This window comes from Microbacterium sp. T32 (assembly GCF_001619615.1).
Classification (GTDB): domain Bacteria; phylum Actinomycetota; class Actinomycetes; order Actinomycetales; family Microbacteriaceae; genus Microbacterium.
This window is the reverse complement of sequence record NZ_LQQP01000020.1, coordinates 1-16,269: the sequence shown is the minus strand read 5'-3', so window position 1 is coordinate 16,269 and position 16,269 is coordinate 1. Positions and strand designations below refer to the sequence as shown.

Genomic DNA, 16,269 nt, shown 5'->3' with positions numbered 1-16,269 from the left:
CATGAAACGAACCGTCTCTGCGCTGGCTCGTGCCAGTGCGCGCCATCGCTGGCTCACGCTGATCGCGTGGGTCGTCGTGGTCGCCGGTGTGTTCGGTACCGCGTACGTCGTGGGGCCTGCCCTGCAGGACGACGTCGCGGTGTCGGGGAGCGACAGCCAGTCCGCCGCGCAGCTGCTCACCACCGCCGGCGACGATGACACCGCCGAGGACACTCCGTCGAGCCAGATCGTGATCGCGGGAGACGACATCGCGAGCCAGACCGAGGTCATCGACGACGTCGTCGCCGCCGTGGGCGATGCGGCAGGTCAGAGCATCGAGAACCCGCTCGACGACCCGATCGCGGCGGCGCGCACCGGGCGAATCTCCCCGGACGGCGACGCGGTGCGGCTGAGCGTGCCGGGCGATCCGAAGATCGAGGGCAAGGACTGGCAGAAAGCGGTGGATGCCGCGCTCGATCCCGCTCGAGACGCCGGGCTCGAGGTGGCGATCGGAGCTCCGCTGGGCACCCAGCTCGACCGCGCGGGAACCGTGAACAGCGAACTCGTGGGGGTCATCGCCGCGGTGATCGTCCTGTTCATCGCGCTGGGGTCGGCGCTGGCGGCTCTCGTGCCCGTCGCGACGGGCATCATCGCCGTGGCCGGCGGGATCGCGTCGATCTGGCTGCTCAGCAACGGGTTCTCGATTCCCGAGAGCGCCGTCACCCTCGCGACGATGGTCGGGCTCGGCGTCGGCATCGACTACGCGCTGTTCCTGCTGTCGCGTTTCCGCCAGGCTCTCGGAGACGGGCGGGACGTGGTGGATGCCGTCGCCGACACGGGCCATGACGCCGGCGAGGCCGCGATGGTGGCGGGGGTGACGGTGGCCGTGTGCGCGACGGGGCTGGCGATCTCGGGCGTGGAGTTCGTGGCGTGGCTGGGGTTCGCGACCGCCGTCGTGGTGCTGTTCTCGGTCGCCGCCACCCTGACGTTGACCCCCGCGGTGCTGGCGATCATCGGACGGCGGGCGCTGCGCCGTCGCGACCGGGCATCGATCTCCCCGACGTCGGCGGGGTCGCGGCCGGGTGTGTGGACCCGGATCGCGCCGCGGCTCACCCGTCACCCGATCGTCGCGGGTGTGGCATCCCTCGCTCTTCTCCTGGCCATCTCTCTTCCGGCGCTCGCGCTGCAGTTGGGGCAGTCGAGCCCGGGGAACGCTCTGCCCGAGTCGAATCAGCGCGTCTCGTTCGATCTGCTGGCCGAGCACTGGGGTGCCGGGTACAACGCGCCGCTTCTGCTCGTGGGGGAGGGTGACGATCCGGCGACGTGGGCCGATCTCGCCGCCGAGGTGACCGGACTCGACGGCGTCGCGTCGGTCTCTCCGGCGACCTCGGCCGACAGCGTGATCACGATGCAAGTCGTGCCCGAGACGGGTCCGAGCGACCCGGCGACCGCGGATCTCGTCCACGCCCTGCGGTCGGAGGTGATCCCGTCGAGCGACGTGTCGGCGCACGTCGGCGGTGCGGTCGCGACCCGTATCGACCTGAGCGACCGGATCTCGGAACGGCTGCCGTGGCTGATCGGCATCGTCATCGCCGCGGCGATGATGCTCGTGGCCTTCACGTTCCGGTCGGTCGTGCTGCCGGTGAAGGCGGCGCTGTGCAACGGGCTGTCGATCACCGCCGCCTTCGGGGTGCTGGTGTGGGTGTTCCAGGAGGGACACGGCGTCGAGCTGTTCGGTCTCGACGGCCCGATGCCGCTGGACCCGTACGTGCCGATGATGCTGTTCGCGGTGCTCTTCGGGCTGTCGATGGACTACGAGGTCTTCCTGCTCTCGTCGGTGCGTCACGCGTGGCTTCGGGGAGCGCAGGCGAAGGATGCCGTGACCACGGGCCTCGCCGAGACGGGCGGTGTCATCTCGGCCGCCGCCGTCATCATGATCGCGGTGTTCTTGAGCTTCACGCTGAGCCCGAACCCGGTCATCAAGGTCTTCGGCGTCGGGCTCGCGGTCGCCGTCTTCGTCGACGCGACCGTGATCCGGCTCCTGCTGGTGCCGGCGATCATGACGCTGCTCGGCAGGGCGGCGTGGTGGTGGCCGGGCAGGCCCCGACGGCGAAGCGGTGCGCCCTCGTCGGGGGAGGGCTCTGGGGCCCGGGCATGACGCCGCGCCGCGTCAGATGTCGGGGCTGGTGAGATACCGCTGCAGGGTGGGGGCGATCGCGGCGATGAGCTCGTCCCGGGGCATGTCCGCGAGCATCGGCACCTGCAGGATGTAGCGCGCGACGGCGACACCGAACAGGTGGGACGACGTCAGTGCCATTCCTCGCATCCGGCCTTCCCGGCCGGGTGGGAACGGGGTGGTCTGCTGCACGCGGCCGCCGAGCACGTCGAGCAGCATGCTCACCCCGTGGGGCGAGGTGATCGCGGTGCGCACGAGCCCTTCGAAGATCGGCCGCGTCTTCTCGTCCTCCCAGAGCGAGAAGTAGGTGTCGGCGACCCGCACGCCGATCGTCTCGGGAGGTCCGGCGAGGGCCTGCGCGATGCGTTGCGGGATCACGGTGCGATCGGCCACGGTGGCGGCGAACAGCCGGTCTTTGTCGCCGAAGAAGTGGCGGATGAGGCCCGGGTCGACGCCGGCTTTCGCGGCGATGGAGCGCACGGAGACGGCCTCGAACCCCTGTGCCGCAAAGAGGTCGCGAGCGGCATCCAGGATCGCTTCTCGCGTGCCGCTCCCCGCCCCTCGCCGCCCGGGGGAGCGCTGCGGAGCGGGATCTTCCGCCGTCGTCATCGTGCGATCCTATCGCGTGGAGAATTATTTCCCCACGCGAGGAATTAACACGCTACGATGGCGCCACATCGACAGGAGGAAGGGCCATGACAGGTAACCCCGTGATCGACGTGACGTCGCTCACCAAGTCGTTCGGGCGGTTCCGGGCGCTCACCGATATCGACCTCGAGGTGCACGCGGGCGAGGTGCACGGCTTCCTCGGACCCAATGGCGCGGGGAAGTCGACGACGATCCGCATCCTGCTCGGGCTACTGCGTGCCGATGGCGGTACGGCGCGGGTGCTGGGCGGTGACCCGTGGCGCGACGCGGTGCGGTTGCATCGGCGTCTCGCCTACGTTCCCGGCGACGTCTCGCTGTGGCCGAGCATGACCGGCGGCGAGGCGATCGACCTGCTCGGGTCGCTGCGCGGCGGGCTGAACGAGGCGCGACGACGGGAACTCATCGAGCGGTTCGAGCTCGACCCGACGAAGCGCGGGCGTCAGTACTCGAAGGGCAACCGCCAGAAGGTGGCGATCGTGGCCGCCCTCGCCTCGGATGCCGAGCTGCTCATCCTCGACGAACCGACGAGCGGGCTCGACCCGCTGATGGAGGCGGTGTTCCAGGACGTCGTCGCCGAAGCGAAGGCGCGCGGAGTGTCGGTTCTGCTGTCGAGCCACATCCTCGCCGAGGTCGAGACGCTCGCCGACCGCATCTCCATCATCCGCGGCGGCCGGACGGTGCAGACGGGGACGCTGGCCGAACTGCGCGGCCATGCCCGCACGGCCATCCACGCCACCCTCGATCAGGCTCCCGACGCGGCGGCCCTCGCCCTCCTTCACGACGTGCACGTCGAGGGGTCGCAGGTGCGCGCGACCGCGGACGCCGCCCGCATCGGCGAGGCGATCACGGCGCTCGCCGCGGCCGGCCTGTCGGCACTGACCGTCGAGCCACCGTCGCTCGAGTCGCTCTTCCTGCGCCTGTACGAGTCCGAACCCGAGGCGGAGGCTGCGCGATGAACGACACGATCGCGGGCACGGGCCCTCTGCTGCGGGCCTCGATCCGGTACGACGCACGCCGCTCGTTCGCGCCGTGGACCGTGGGGGTGACGGTGCTCGCGGCATCCTCGGTTCTCGTCTTCCCGTGGATCTTTCCCGACGAGGCCGACCGCACCGCGCTGGCGACCGCCGTCGGCGCCAACCCCGCGCTGAGTCTCATCCTCGGGCCGGCGTTCGATCTGACCACCAGCGACGGCTTTGCCGCGTGGCGGTCGCTGGCGCTCGGGGGCTTCCTGGCCGCGTTGGGTGCGATCTTCACGGTGGTGCGGGCGACGCGCGAGCAGGAGGACTCGGGTCAGGCGGAGCTTCTCGCGTCGGGGGTGCTGAGCCGGGCGTCGCGGCTGCTCTCGGGGGTGGCGATGGCGGCGATCGGCTCGCTGGTGATCGGGATCGTCGCCGCCGGTGCGACCATCGCGTGCGGGGGAGCGGTGGGGTCATCGCTGCTGCTCGGAGCGACGTTCACCGCGACGGGGTGGATGTTCACCGGTGTCGCAGCCGTCGCCGGGCAGCTGGGATCGGAGGCGCGGACGGCGAGCTCGTTGGCGGTCGGGGTTCTCGGCGTCCTGTTCGTGCTGCGCGGGTTCAGTTACGCGGTCGAGGCGCCCGAGTGGACGCTGTGGGCGAATCCCCTCGGGTGGATGACCGAGACGCGCCCGGCCAGCGGCGATGACTGGTGGCCGTTGCTGTGGGCGGTCGTGTTCGCGGCCGCGTTGGTGGCGGCGGCGTTCGCCCTGCAGGCGCGTCGCGACTTCGGGCAGGGGGTGATCGCGCCGCGCCCCGGGCCCGCGCGCGGGCGCGTCCGCTCGACCGGGGCGCTCGCCGCACGTCTCATTGCTCCGTCGGCGGTGGTGTGGGTGATCGCGTTCCTCGCGCTCGGGCTCGTCTTCGGGTACTTCGTGACGTCGATCCAGGATCTGCTCGGCGACAACCCCGCGGTGGCCCAGGTGCTCGCGGCCGGGGCGACCACGTCGGACGAGCTGATGTCGGCGTTCCTGCTCACGGTGATGAGTCTCATCGGCATCCTCGCCGCGATTCCGGGCGTGCAGGTCGTGCTCCGGATGCGCACCGAGGAGGCCGCGGATCGTGTCGAACCCGTCCTCGCCGGGGGAATTCACCGCGCGACGTATCTCGGCAGCAACCTCGTCATGGCTCTCGGGTTGTCGACCGTGTGCGTCCTGCTCGCGGGGGTGCTCGTGGCGCTGTTGGCGGCCGGGGCGGACATCGGGCTGACGTTCGACGGGGCGTTCCTGCAGTCGTTCGCGTCGCTCCCGGCCGTGTGGTCGCTCGTCGCGCTCGCCGCTGTCGTGTTGGCGGCGCGTCCGCACGTGGCCGTGGTGGCCTGGGTGGGCGTCGTCGCCACGTTCGGTCTCACGATCCTCGGGCCGACGTTCGACTTCAGCGATGAGGTCCTGGCGATCAGCCCGTTCTGGCACATTCCGGTGATCGAGGAGGGTGCCGACCTGACCGGGGTGTTCGGAACGGTCGCGGTGGTCGCGGTGTTTCTCGCGCTGGCGTTCGCCGCGTTCCGGAGGCGCGACATCGCCCGGTGAGTGGGTGTGCGCCGACCCCTACCGGTCGTTGCGTTCTTCGTTCCGGCGGCGGCGGAGCTTGAACAGCTCACCCGTGCGGACGATGCGCAGCAGGGTGACGAGGAAGATCCCGCCGGCGAGGTTCAGCCCCAGGACGGGCAGGAACCACAGCAGCCAGTCGAGGTAGGTGATCGGGGCCCCGCTGATGATCGCTCCGAACGCGAACAGCGAGTCCAGGATCGAGTGGAACAGCTGGAACCCCGCGAGCATGAATCCGCCGGCGACGGCCGCCACGATCTTCGCGGGCTCGGAGTCGGTGCCGGCTTGCATTCTGGTCATGAGCGTGATGACGGCTCCGCCGAGGATCGCCAGCGCCGCGAACTCGAGGCTGAACGGCGCATCAATGAAGTGCAGGGCGGTTTCGGAGAGCACCGGATGCCAGTCGGGGAACGCCGCGACGATGATCGCCATGATCAGCCACCCGCCGATCAGGTTGGCCAGCAGGGTGCCGCCCCAGAGCTTGAGCATGTGCATCACGGTGCCCTCGCGGGCCACGAGTGCGGCGACCGGCATGAGGAAGTTCTCGGTGAAGAGTTCGCTGTGCGCGAGGAGCAGCGCGATCAATCCGACGCTGAAGCCGAGTCCGGCGAGCAGGTGGTCGCCCGTTTCAGGGAGGATGCCGAGGTAGACGAGGACGCCGACGCCGACTTCGACTCCGCCCAGGAAGCCGGTGACGAGGGTCGCGCGAAACGTCCGGTGCAGTCGCTCGGCTCCTTCGCCGACGACCTCTTCGAACTCGACCTCGATCTCTTCTTCGACCGCTTCGTCGTTGGAGCCGTCTTGGCGTCGTTGCTCTGCGCGTGCTTCGCGCGAGTCGCTCATCGTGCCAGTCTCGCAGTCGCCCGTGTCGCCGGGGCCGTCGCGCGTCTACGGCACCCAGTACCCCACCGCGCACAGCAACCGAGTTTCTTCGTCCGCGCCGGCGGGCGGCTCGATCGCGGGCGGGAAGACGCCCCACTGTCGCAATTCGTCGGCGTGCGGGACGACGTGTTCGTTGAGCCCGGCGATCAGCTCGGGGGAGAGGTGGAACGGGATGCCGAAGTGCTTCGCGATCGACCAGGCCTGGAACGCGCGGTACATCGACAGGTGGGAGAAGCCGTCGGCGGCGGAGTAGTCGCCGTACGTGAACCGGAACGTCTCCGCGAACTGACCAGAACGCACAGCCGCCCCAGCCGCGTCATTCAGCGCGTCGTACGACGCGATCGGGTCGTCGCCCAAGAGGTCGGCGTCGGCGTAGGGGTCGCCGTCCGCGGAGGCGCGTCCGGCGATCACGTCGGGGATCCACGCCTCGTCGTACGCGTGCCGGCCCAGGATGCCGAGCAGAGTCGGCGACTCGAGCTGACTCCAGTCCTTCGGTACCGGCGCCGAGAAGTCGGCGGGATCGATCTGATCGACGACCCCGCGCAGCGCGGCGTCGGAGAGGCGTCATCGACTCCGTATGGCTGCGACGGAGAACGGCAGGAGCCGGATCTCCAGGTCCGTCACGGAGGAGGCAGGGTCGGCATCCACGATCCGACGTGCCGACGTGTCGTCGTCGGCTTCGAAGACGACGATGCCGAGGGAGCCATCCTGTGCGGCTCCTTTGAAGAGGATCACACCGGCGGCGAACAACTCATCGGTATACCCGACGTGGCCGCCGAATGCGCTGCGCTCGGCCTCGCTCATCGTGGTGAGGAAGTCGCTCCGCCGCGGAGCGAAGGTGTAGGCGAAGGTGCTCATGGGGCTCCGTTCATCGTCGGTCTTGGTGTCGGGGAGGGGTGGTCGCGTTTCGCAGGAGCGCGAGGAAAATGACGTAGGTGGCGGCGGCGCACCCCGCAATGCCGCCGGAAATGACGTTCCAACCGCCCAGGATCGCCGCGAAACCGAACGCCAGCGCCAACTGCACCCAGACCGCCGCATGCACGGGCTGGAGCTTCTGCACGCGGGAACCGTCGCCGCGCACGATCAACACCACGGCCACGGTGAGGGACACCCCGGTGACGGCGAGCCAGAGCCACGTGACCATTTCCTTGCCTCCTCTTGGCTCGCAACAATATACCTATTCGAGATATTGTTGGGAACATGAAATTCGTGGTGTTGGGACTCCTCCTCCTCCGGCCCGACACGTTGTACGGACTGCGAAAACAGTTCGAGACGTCCGTCTCGCTCTTCTACCGGGCGAGTTTCGGCAGTCTGACCTCGGCGCTCACGGGGCTGGTGAACGCGGGACTCATCGAGCGAGGGGAGCCCTCGGGCCAGGGTCGGCGCAAGGTCGTCTACTCGGCGACGGTCGACGGGCGCCGCGTGTTCCTCGAGTGGTTGAAATCCGAGCCGGATGCCAGCGATGTGGAGACCGGCATCCTGGGTCGGCTGTTCTTCCTGGGTTTGGTGGACAGCGAAGATCGGCCCGAGGTCCTCGACCGGTTCGGTGCGCTCTACGACGCCAAGGCAACGGAACTCAACGGCATCGCGGATGTCATCGACTCGGCACGTATCCCGTCCGAGTTGGCCGACATCATCCGCTACCAGCGGCTGGTGCTCGAGCAGGGGATCACGCACTACACCACCACCGGGCGTTGGTTCTCGGAGCTCGCATCGCGAGAGAGGGCGGCAAGCGAATGACGAGTTCGTCCTCCGATCATCTGAGGCGACGGGTGTTCAGCGGCGCTGCCGTCGTCGCGGGCGCCGTGGCCGTGGTGTTCCTCGCCGCCGGGGACGGTGTCTCCGCGCCACATCTCACCGGACCTCTGGCCCTGTTACCGCGGTGGGGGCATGCGGGGGTGTGGCTCTTGCTGTCAATTGCGTTCGTGGTTGCGGCCGTCCGTACACGGTGGCAGTGGATGAGCGGCTTGCTGGCTCTCGTGGCGGCCGTGATCTACGCGCTTCTCGTTCTCGCGCTCGTCGCCGCCTGACCGTGCCATCGGTCCCGCGGACGGCGTCGCGGCGCGAGCCGTCTACTCCACCCAGTACCCCACCGCACACAGCAGCCGCGTCTCCTCGTCCGCGCCGGCGGGCGGCTCGATCGCGGGCGGGAACACGCCCCACTGCCGCCACTCGTCGGCGTACGGGACGACGTGTTCGTTGAGTCCGGCGATGAGTTCGGGGGAGAGGTGGAACGGGATGCCGAAGTGCTTCGCGATCGACCAGGCCGGGAACGCGCGGTACATCGACAGGTGGGAGAAGCCGTCGGCGGCGGTGTAGTCGCCGTACGTGAACCGGAACGTCTCCGCGAACTGACCAGAACGCACAGCTGTCCCGGCCGCATCGTTGAGAGCGTCGTACGACGCGATCGGGTCGTCGCCGAGCAGGTCGGCGTCGGCGAACGGGTCACCGTCGGCGGCAGCGCGTCCGGCGATCACGTCGGGGATCCACGCCTCGTCGTAGGCGTGGCGCCCGATGATGTCGCGGAGCGTGGGCGACGGCAACTGCGTCCACTCCTGCGGCGCGGGGGCCGAGAAGTCGGCGGGATCGATGCGGTCGATGACGTCGCGCAGCGCGGCGTCGGAGAGGAGGAAGAGCTCGTCCGTTTTCATGGCGCCGACCGTACTCCCGGGCACCGACACGGGCCAGACCGGCGGGATACAGTTCATCCATCCGTGCTGAAGCCTGAGGAGGTGGTCCCCGTGAACGAATCGACGTGGGTGCTCCTCCGCGGAGTCACGGTCCGGCGCTAGGTCGCCCGGGAGCCCCCCACCCGGTGCTCCCGAAAGGCATGATCATGCGCTTCACTACACACACCCTGCTCGACGACGGCGTCCTCGAGCGCGAATTCACGCTCGCCGACTTCACCGGCATCCTGTGGATGCCACCCACCGCCACCCCGTCCTCGCCGGTGCCGCTGCTCCTCCTGAACCAGCCCGGCGACTTCGGCACGCGCCGGATGTACCCGCGGCTCGTCGCCCGCGCGACAGCCGCCGCGGCAGAGGGCTTCGCGTCGGTGACAATCGAGCTCCCCGGCACCGGCGACCGCCCACCGCTTCCCGGTGCGGACGAGGCGCGCGCCGACCTGCGCGCCGCGCTCGCCGCGGGCGAGACGCCGAGCGCGGACGTGATCGACCGGCTCATCCTGCCGCTCGTGGACCAGGCCGTCCCGGACTGGCAGACGACGCTCGACGCGGTTCTCGCGCTCCCCGAGATCGGCACACGAGTGGGCTTCTCCGGCGGAGTCATCGCCGTCGGCGTCCGCCTCGCCGCCACCGAGCCGCGCATCGGGGCTGCGGGGCTCTTCGCCGGAAGCTACGTGCCCCGCTCGACGATGGAGGAGGCGCGGGGGACCGGCATCCCGATCCATGTCCTTCTGCAGTGGGATGACGAGGGCAACGACCGTCAGGCGGCCCTGGACCTGTTCGACGCGTTCGGCTCGCACGAGAAGACGCTCGTCGCCAACATGGGCGGGCACACGGGCGTTCCCGCGTTCGCGGGGAAGGATGCCGGGAGGTTCTTCGTCCGGCACCTCACAGGCGCAACCGTGGCCCAGTAAGAGCGATCCTTTGTCGGCAAGCGGGGTGTTCCCGCATCGCGCTGTGCCTCGCCTGCTCCGGCCCCGCCGTATGCGTCATCTGCGTGTGCCTCTGCGCAAGACATTTGCCGGGGTGATCCTGTGGGCGAAATCAGTAGTCCCTATGCGTGCTTGGCGTATAGATTCGCCCGCGTGTGTCCGAAGTCGGAATCGGGTGCATGAAATACAGAAAACTCAAAGGGGCAAATATGGCTAGTGGTAATTGGCGACGCTGGAATTCTCGTGTTGCGGCGATTGTGGGCGCTTTCGCGCTCATGACGACGGGTGCCGTGGTCACGGCGGCGCCCGCGCACGCGGCCACCGTCTTCTACAGTTGCGGGAGCAACTGGTTCGAGGCATACGGGGCGTTGACTGCGGCCGGGAACAGCACCGTCTACCGGGCATACGCACAACTCGGAAATTCTGTCACGTGGGGCGTGAGCAGTAGTAGCAATACGTCTGCTCGCCGGACCGGCTACAGCACGACCCACGACGGCAAGATTTTACGCGGGAACTCGGTCTTCTGCGACTGAAAATCCACTGTGGGCTCTCACGTGTTCAGGTGGGGGCCCACTTATCGTGCGAGGAGTTCGCGTGAGACGCGCCACCCCATTTCTTACTGCCGCATTGCTCGTGTCAGCAACTGTTGCCATGAGCGGCTGCTCCGAAGCGCAAGACGGCAGTTCGACTGCAAAAATCGCTTCGTCTTTGCAGGATCTTTTCTCTCAGTGGCTTTCTTCGCCGGAGGCCACGGACTATGACCGGGATGTTCTCGAAGAGGCCGTGAAGACGGGATCCATCACCCAAGCGCAGTATCAAAAAGCGCTCGACCTGTACATCTCCTGCATGTCTGATTCCGGGTATGAGCTCCAGCGAACTCGGTACTCGACGGGCGTGATAAACGTGCAGCCCCCACCCGCTGTTGACGATGTGGATGCATTGATGACAGCGGATCAACTCTGTCGAGAGAACACGTCGGTCTTCGTGGTGATGGGGTACGAGACTCAGCAAGGCAACCCCGGCCTCTATTCAGATCCAGCAACAATCGCATATACGTGCTTGAAAGATCATTCGTTGATCACCAGTGATGTCACGGTCGCCCAGGTCTCGGCTTTCCTGACGGAGAGCCACCGGAACCAGTACCCCTTCGATGCGCACGACCTGGGTGTGAAGTCGTGCTTCTACGCGGCAGGGATGGTGTACGACATTGACGATTCGGAGTGAAGTCTCGCGCCTCCTCATCGCTTTCGTCGTAACGGTCGGCCTGGCAGCCGGGTCACTGCTGGCGTATGCCGCCCTCCCATCTCCGCCGACGAGTCTCGCCCCGGGGAACCGGCCCACGACCTTCGAGGTCGTGACCTCGGCCTTCGCGGACCCGAGAACGTTGCCGCTCGAGATGGACATGTCTCCGTCCATAGAGCTCAGCTCGTCGGCGAGCGGACGAGTGACGGCCCTGGCCTGCAGCAAGGGTCGAGTGCTGGGAAGCGGAGACATCGCGATGCGGATCGACGGTCAGCCCGTAGCAGCGCTCGCGAGCGAGCAGCCGTTCTATCGCGACATCACGTGGGGCGCGGAAGGAGCGGACGTTGACGGGTTGCGGGTCGCACTCCGCGACCTCGAATACTCGGTCTCCGCGTCGGGAAGGTATGGCGGAGATCTTCACGACGCCGTCGCAGCTTTTCAACGAGACCGCGGTATCGAGCCGGCGGACGGTTCCCTGCTGCTCTCGTCGATTCTGTGGATTCCGAACGCGCAGACCGTCCCGAGCGAATGTTCGCTCTCGCTCGGGCAGACCTATGCAGGAGGAGATCTCTTCGCGACCGTCCGTGGTGATCTGCGGTCACTTCGCGTCGTGCAGGACGTCGACAATGTCATGGTGCCGGGTCCGCGTCGGGTCACGGTACTCGGCGTACAGGCCAGCCTCTCAGAAGACGGCGTGGTCGATGATCCTGAGCAGGTCAGCGACATCCAATCCGCGCCCACCTTCGCGGCAACGCTCGCAGCGATCGAATCCACGCCACTCACCGCGCAGAGCGCCCTCGCGACACCCGTCCAGGTCGTTTCCCTCCCACCGGCGGCTCTGTTCGATGTGTCCGGATCAGCCGCGTGTGTGGAGGGTCCTGTCGGCGCTGTACCGGTGGAGATCGTCGGTACGGGCATGGGCGCGACGTTGGTGCGATTTCCCGGTGGTTCGACGCCGAGCGAGGTCGTCCTGGGTTCATCGCTCGCGGGCACCGGGTGCGCGGCGTGAGTTCGCGGGTCGAGCTCTCGGGTCTCAGCTTTGCGTACGACGGTCAGCCACCCCTGTTCTGCGGACTGCAAGCGCACATGCACGGCGGTCAATCGTGGGCACTGACCGGGCCCTCGGGCTCCGGAAAGTCGACCTTGCTCGGGCTGATCGCGGGGTGGGAGCAGCCGTCGTCCGGTGCCGTGAATCGGGTAGGGGTGAACAGGACGGCGTGGATCTTTCAGAACCCCCACGGTCAGCCCCACCGCGCGGCGGTCGACCACGTCATCTATCCCCTCGCCGCGGCAGGCTCTTCGAGAGCCGACGCTCTCGAAGAGGCGACACACATCCTGGACCTGTTCGGGCTCACGGCCGTCGCGGAGCGTGCATTCTCCAGCCTCTCGGGGGGTGAGGCTCAGCGGCTGATGCTCGCGCGCGCCGTTGCGACGAAGGCTGACCTGCTCTTGGTCGACGAGCCGACCGCCCAGCTCGATCGTGCGGCGGCCGAAGTGGTGAACGGTGTGCTGCGTCACTTGGCCATGCGGGGAGCCATCGTCATCGTGGCGACCCATGATGCGCAGACCATGAACGCGTGCGAGTACCGGTTGGATCTGGAGGGCCTGCGCCGACGGAATGCGAGTTCGACCAGGTGAGGGTGTCGTTTCCGATCGGCGAGGCGTTCGCGAATGTCAGAACGGGAACCGCACGGTCGGGTCTTCTCGCCGTCGTGATTCTTGTCGTCGTGCTCGTCGCGATCTTGTTCGACACCGTGAGCGTGGTGCTGATCTCCTCGAAGGCCGAGTCGTTTCGAGAGGCCGGGGGCGCGGTGCGCGTCCTCGTCGCGCGCGATGGTGTCGATGTCGACGCGTGTGAACGGCTGGGCCGAATCGCTGGTGTCGTGGCTTCGGGCGCCGTGCAGGAGCAGGCTCCTGTGGTCATGGATGCGATGCCGGGACTGAAGGTTCCGCACTACGCACTTTCTCCCGGGGCAGCGGACCTCCTGGGTATCGACGTTGTCGACCGGGCGGGCTTCTACCTCCCGACGAGCCTTGCGGAGCAATGGGGGATGCACACGGGAAGCCTTATCGAGACCGACTCCGGACGCGGCGAGTTGCTGGGGACGTTCGAGTTCGACGAGACCGACGGGCGCGATCCCCGTTTGGCGAACGCGTTCGTAGACCTCGCGGTGATGAAGATGGCGTCCGAGTGCTGGATGGAGACGCCGCCGGGAGCCGGCTCGAGCTACGACGACCTGCTCCGCACTGCCGTCGCTCCCGATGCTGTGACGACGGCCGATATCCAGATCTCTGCCTTCAACCCCGCCGTGCACGTTGGAGCCGACGGGTACCGCGAATTCCAGGAGAGGCCGAGCAAGTACGGGTTGCTAGCGGTCGTCGTGGTCGCGGCGATCGTGGCCGCCGGGGCAACGGCCCGCCGGCGCCTTGAGATGTCGAGCAATTTGCATGCCGGAGCGACGCACATCGATCTCGTGATGGTGACCCTCTTCGAGTCACTCATCACGGTCTTCGTCGTCGGCATGGCGGCCTTCGCGGTGGTTGCGTGGATCGTTCGATTGCTCCTCCCCGCGGCCACCGACCAGCTACTGCCGGCCTACGTCTCAAGCATTGTGGTGGCAGTGCTTGGAGCCGTACTGGGCGGAATCGCGCCGATCGCCTTCTTGTCCGAGAGCCGTCTCTTCCGATCGTTCAAGCGGCGGATCTGAATCGCGCTCCGACCTACACGCGGCTCGAGCAGGGGCAGTCGTCGAACGCGAGTGACGCGATCATCGAGGCGCTCGCGCGGGCGCTCGACCTCGACGACGACGAGCGGCGGCATCTGTTCGCGCTGGCGCGTCCGGTTCCGGCGCGGCGGAAGCGCGTGTCGCGTGCGGAGGTGGCGGTGCCGGGGGCGTTGGCGTTGCTGGGGTCGATGCCGTCGGTGCCGGCGTTGTTGCTGGGGCGGCGGAATGACGTTTTGGCGTGGAATCCGCTGGGGCATGCGCTGGTGGCGGGGCATCTGGCGTTCACGGATCCGGATGATCCGGCGACGCGTCCGAACCAGATGCGGCTGCTGTTCCTCGACCCGCACACGCGAGATCTGCATCGCGACTGGGCGGACGAGGAGGCGTCGGCGGTCGCGTCGCTGCGGTTCGTCGCGGCGCAGTATCCGGACGATCGCGCGCTCGCCGAGCTGGTGGGGGCGTTGTCGATGAACAGTCGGAGTTCGCGCACTTGTGGGCGAAGCACGACGTGCGGTTGTGTTCGAGCGGGACGAAGCGGCTGCACCACCCGCAGGTGGGCGACCTCGACCTGCATTACGAGGTGCTGCACCTCCCCGACAGCAACGGCCAACGGTTGCTGACGCACACGGCGGCGGTGGGGAGCGCGGCGGCGGATGCGCTGGCGCTGCGCGGTTGATCACTCTGTGCACGCGCAGGGGTGCTGAGCTCGACCGCCACGCCATCACTCCCGGCCGCGGAACTCGATTTCGCCCAGGTCATGACCATGCTGAAGCCACCCAGTGGTGTCGCCCTGCGTTGTCAGGTGTGCCGGTGGGTCATCGCTTCCGGCGACAGAATCGTCGTAGTCAGGGCGTCCCATTGTCGCTTTCCTGAAGCCTGCCAGAGACGGAGCCAGGGTCGCGAGCGCCGCTAGCGGTCAGGGAGCCCGTCGAGTCGCCAACTGCATACAGATGACCCGCATCGTACTCACCGCCCGCGGCGCTATCTTCGTAGTCAGGTCGTCCCATAGCTCACCCTCCAAGCACTTCCCCTGCAAATACTACGGTCAGCGACGCCGCAGCGACAGCGAGCGCAGCAAATCCGCACCAGACACAGAAAGCGCGACCGCGCAAATCCTCTTCTCGCTGGACCAGGGAATTCGCCTTGTCTTCGAGGATCAACGATTCGACCTGCATTGCTGGGAACGGGCTATCCACGAAACGGTCGACAAGGCGCCGCGCCTGGATGCCCAGACGTTTACCTGGGCGTACCGCAACGGCAGCGCAGGCAAGGGCGACGCAGGCGAGTGCCAGTGCTGCGACACCAAACCACGCGAGCCGCGTCCAGAGCTGCGCGGTAGAAGCGGCTATCAGCACGCCGGCCGAGACTGCAAGAAATGACGCCTTATTGGTCACGCTCGCTGTACGGTCTGCGGCGTCGGTCGTCAGCTTGTCAAGCTCCTCGTTCAGAAGTCGAACACGGGCAAAGCGAGCGCGACCCGCCTCGTCTGGCGTCGGGGCGGGCTGCGTCTGCTCGGTCATGACTGGGATTGTAGCCAGCGACACGACCTTCCCGTGAGCACCTATCTGCCGGTCCATCCAACAACATCACTGACAAAGCGACCTTTAACCGACATCTTCGACACGTATGTGACGGCGAGCATCCCGGGGGCGGAGGCCGTGCATCGGCACGGGGTGGAGCGCGTGGTCATCGTGTCGGCGCTCGGGCGCGGTTCGGGGGTGTACGCGGGTCACGTGTCGGCGTCGCTCGCGATGGAGGATCTGTTCCGCTCGACCGGCGTGCACGTGCGGGCGCTCGCAAACCCGTCGTTCATGGACAACGTGCTGCGCCAGCTGCCGTCGCTGCGCGCGGGGGTTCTGACGGGCACGCACCCGACAGACCTCGCGCTTCCCGCGGTCGCGACGCGGGATATCGCGGAAGTCGCCGACCGGCTGCTGCGCGACCGCGGGTGGGTCGGGCAGGACACGGTAGACCTCCTGGGCGCCGCTGATATCTCGCTCGCCGAGATGGCCACGACGCTCAGCGAGGTGCTGGGCACGCCGATCCGGTACGAGCGCGGCTCGCGCGAAGAGACCAAGAACACCCTGATCGGCTACGGATTCTCGGATGCCGTCGCCCAGGCGATGATCGACTTGGATGCCGCGAAAGAGAACGGTCTTGACCTCGTCGTGCCCCGCACTCCCGAGAACACGACCCCGACGACGTTCCGCCAGTTCGCGGAGGAGGTCATCGCGCCGGCGTTCGCGGGCTGAAGGGTAGTTCGCTGGGGGCGTTGCTGGTCGGGCGTGCAATCCATCCGGATGATCCGGCGACGCGTCCGAACCCGATGCGGTTGCTGTTCCTCTGCTGGCAAACGCGCCAGTTGCATCGCGACTGGGCGGACGAGGCGGCGTCGACGGTCGCGTCGCTACGATTCGTGGGGGGGGGGGGGGGGGGG

At 67.7% G+C, this 16,269-nt stretch carries 19 protein-coding genes and 1 pseudogene; 12 read left to right on the top strand and 8 right to left on the bottom strand.

Annotated features, from left to right (window positions below; genetic code table 11):
• Window position 1 precedes the first annotated feature (1 nt).
• On the top strand, window positions 2-2,137 hold the full coding sequence (locus AVW09_RS11690) for an MMPL family transporter (protein WP_063258244.1): 2,136 nt from the start codon (window positions 2-4) through the stop codon (window positions 2,135-2,137).
• 12 nt (window positions 2,138-2,149) lie between these two features.
• Here AVW09_RS11690 and AVW09_RS11685 read toward each other — a convergent pair whose 3' ends face one another.
• A complete protein-coding gene (locus AVW09_RS11685) occupies window positions 2,150-2,764 on the bottom strand; it encodes a TetR/AcrR family transcriptional regulator (protein WP_063258243.1) in 615 nt (204 codons plus the stop codon).
• Between the two features lie 86 nt (window positions 2,765-2,850).
• On the opposite strand from AVW09_RS11685, the gene AVW09_RS11680 reads away from it, so the two are divergent.
• Window positions 2,851-3,759, top strand: a complete 909-nt coding sequence (locus tag AVW09_RS11680; protein WP_063258242.1) for an ABC transporter ATP-binding protein — start codon at window positions 2,851-2,853, stop codon at window positions 3,757-3,759.
• Window positions 3,756-5,348 (top strand): ABC transporter permease, encoded by a 1,593-nt coding sequence (locus AVW09_RS11675; RefSeq protein WP_063258241.1) that lies wholly within the window; start codon window positions 3,756-3,758, stop codon window positions 5,346-5,348. The genes AVW09_RS11680 and AVW09_RS11675 overlap by 4 nt, the downstream gene beginning before the upstream one ends.
• A gap of 18 nt (window positions 5,349-5,366) precedes the next feature.
• Here AVW09_RS11675 and AVW09_RS11670 read toward each other — a convergent pair whose 3' ends face one another.
• From AVW09_RS11670 to AVW09_RS17980, 4 genes are all read right to left on the bottom strand, one after another.
• Window positions 5,367-6,209 carry a formate/nitrite transporter family protein gene (locus tag AVW09_RS11670; RefSeq protein ID WP_063258240.1) on the bottom strand — a complete coding sequence of 281 codons (843 nt, stop codon included), beginning with the start codon at window positions 6,207-6,209 and terminating at the stop codon, window positions 5,367-5,369.
• A 45-nt stretch (window positions 6,210-6,254) separates the two neighbouring features.
• Entirely contained in the window at window positions 6,255-6,659 is a 405-nt protein-coding gene (locus AVW09_RS11665; RefSeq protein WP_231901828.1) for a hypothetical protein, read from the bottom strand.
• Window positions 6,660-6,812: 153 nt separating this feature from the next.
• Window positions 6,813-7,106 carry a YciI family protein gene (locus AVW09_RS17985; protein WP_063258238.1) on the bottom strand — a complete coding sequence of 98 codons (294 nt, stop codon included), beginning with the start codon at window positions 7,104-7,106 and terminating at the stop codon, window positions 6,813-6,815.
• A gap of 10 nt (window positions 7,107-7,116) precedes the next feature.
• Window positions 7,117-7,392, bottom strand: coding sequence for a hypothetical protein (locus AVW09_RS17980; RefSeq protein ID WP_063258237.1), 276 nt, complete (start codon window positions 7,390-7,392; stop codon window positions 7,117-7,119).
• Window positions 7,393-7,448: 56 nt separating this feature from the next.
• Between AVW09_RS17980 and AVW09_RS11650 the strand changes: the two genes are divergently transcribed.
• Together AVW09_RS11650 and AVW09_RS11645 are read left to right on the top strand one after the other, a co-directional pair.
• Entirely contained in the window at window positions 7,449-7,988 is a 540-nt protein-coding gene (locus tag AVW09_RS11650) for a PadR family transcriptional regulator (RefSeq protein WP_063258236.1), read from the top strand.
• Window positions 7,985-8,278 (top strand): hypothetical protein, encoded by a 294-nt coding sequence (locus AVW09_RS11645; RefSeq protein WP_156496078.1) that lies wholly within the window; start codon window positions 7,985-7,987, stop codon window positions 8,276-8,278. The genes AVW09_RS11650 and AVW09_RS11645 overlap by 4 nt, the downstream gene beginning before the upstream one ends.
• 42 nt (window positions 8,279-8,320) lie before the next feature.
• On the opposite strand, the gene AVW09_RS11640 is transcribed toward AVW09_RS11645, so the two are convergent.
• Window positions 8,321-8,899 carry a hypothetical protein gene (locus AVW09_RS11640; RefSeq protein ID WP_063258289.1) on the bottom strand — a complete coding sequence of 193 codons (579 nt, stop codon included), beginning with the start codon at window positions 8,897-8,899 and terminating at the stop codon, window positions 8,321-8,323.
• Between the two features lie 185 nt (window positions 8,900-9,084).
• Here AVW09_RS11640 and AVW09_RS11635 point away from each other — a divergent pair, with 185 nt between their 5' ends.
• From AVW09_RS11635 to AVW09_RS18260, 5 genes are all read left to right on the top strand, one after another.
• Window positions 9,085-9,846: an alpha/beta hydrolase gene (locus AVW09_RS11635; RefSeq protein WP_063258288.1), complete on the top strand. Its 762-nt coding sequence runs from the start codon at window positions 9,085-9,087 to the stop codon at window positions 9,844-9,846.
• Window positions 9,847-10,458: 612 nt separating this feature from the next.
• Window positions 10,459-11,088 (top strand): hypothetical protein, encoded by a 630-nt coding sequence (locus tag AVW09_RS11630; protein WP_156496077.1) that lies wholly within the window; start codon window positions 10,459-10,461, stop codon window positions 11,086-11,088.
• A 130-nt stretch (window positions 11,089-11,218) separates the two neighbouring features.
• Complete coding sequence (locus AVW09_RS11625) at window positions 11,219-12,115, top strand: peptidoglycan-binding domain-containing protein (RefSeq protein WP_082822942.1); 897 nt, start codon at window positions 11,219-11,221, stop codon at window positions 12,113-12,115.
• Window positions 12,103-12,744 carry an ATP-binding cassette domain-containing protein gene (locus AVW09_RS11620; protein WP_442922746.1) on the top strand — a complete coding sequence of 214 codons (642 nt, stop codon included), beginning with the start codon at window positions 12,103-12,105 and terminating at the stop codon, window positions 12,742-12,744. The genes AVW09_RS11625 and AVW09_RS11620 overlap by 13 nt, the downstream gene beginning before the upstream one ends.
• Window positions 12,745-12,746: 2 nt before the next feature.
• Entirely contained in the window at window positions 12,747-13,814 is a 1,068-nt protein-coding gene (locus AVW09_RS18260; RefSeq protein ID WP_231901827.1) for a hypothetical protein, read from the top strand.
• A gap of 13 nt (window positions 13,815-13,827) precedes the next feature.
• Here the strand turns inward: AVW09_RS18260 and AVW09_RS18255 are convergent, their stop codons facing one another.
• On the bottom strand, window positions 13,828-14,118 hold the full coding sequence (locus AVW09_RS18255) for a hypothetical protein (protein ID WP_231901833.1): 291 nt from the start codon (window positions 14,116-14,118) through the stop codon (window positions 13,828-13,830).
• On the opposite strand from AVW09_RS18255, the pseudogene AVW09_RS18470 reads away from it, so the two are divergent.
• Window positions 14,021-14,508: pseudogene (locus tag AVW09_RS18470) on the top strand (MmyB family transcriptional regulator). The gene AVW09_RS18255 and the pseudogene AVW09_RS18470 overlap by 98 nt on opposite strands.
• Window positions 14,509-14,842: 334 nt before the next feature.
• On the opposite strand, the gene AVW09_RS17730 reads toward AVW09_RS18470, so the two are convergent.
• Complete coding sequence (locus AVW09_RS17730) at window positions 14,843-15,352, bottom strand: hypothetical protein (RefSeq protein WP_156496076.1); 510 nt, start codon at window positions 15,350-15,352, stop codon at window positions 14,843-14,845.
• Between the two features lie 33 nt (window positions 15,353-15,385).
• Here AVW09_RS17730 and AVW09_RS11605 point away from each other — a divergent pair, with 33 nt between their 5' ends.
• Window positions 15,386-16,084 (top strand): nucleoside-diphosphate sugar epimerase, encoded by a 699-nt coding sequence (locus AVW09_RS11605; RefSeq protein ID WP_156496075.1) that lies wholly within the window; start codon window positions 15,386-15,388, stop codon window positions 16,082-16,084.
• Window positions 16,085-16,269 lie beyond the last annotated feature (185 nt).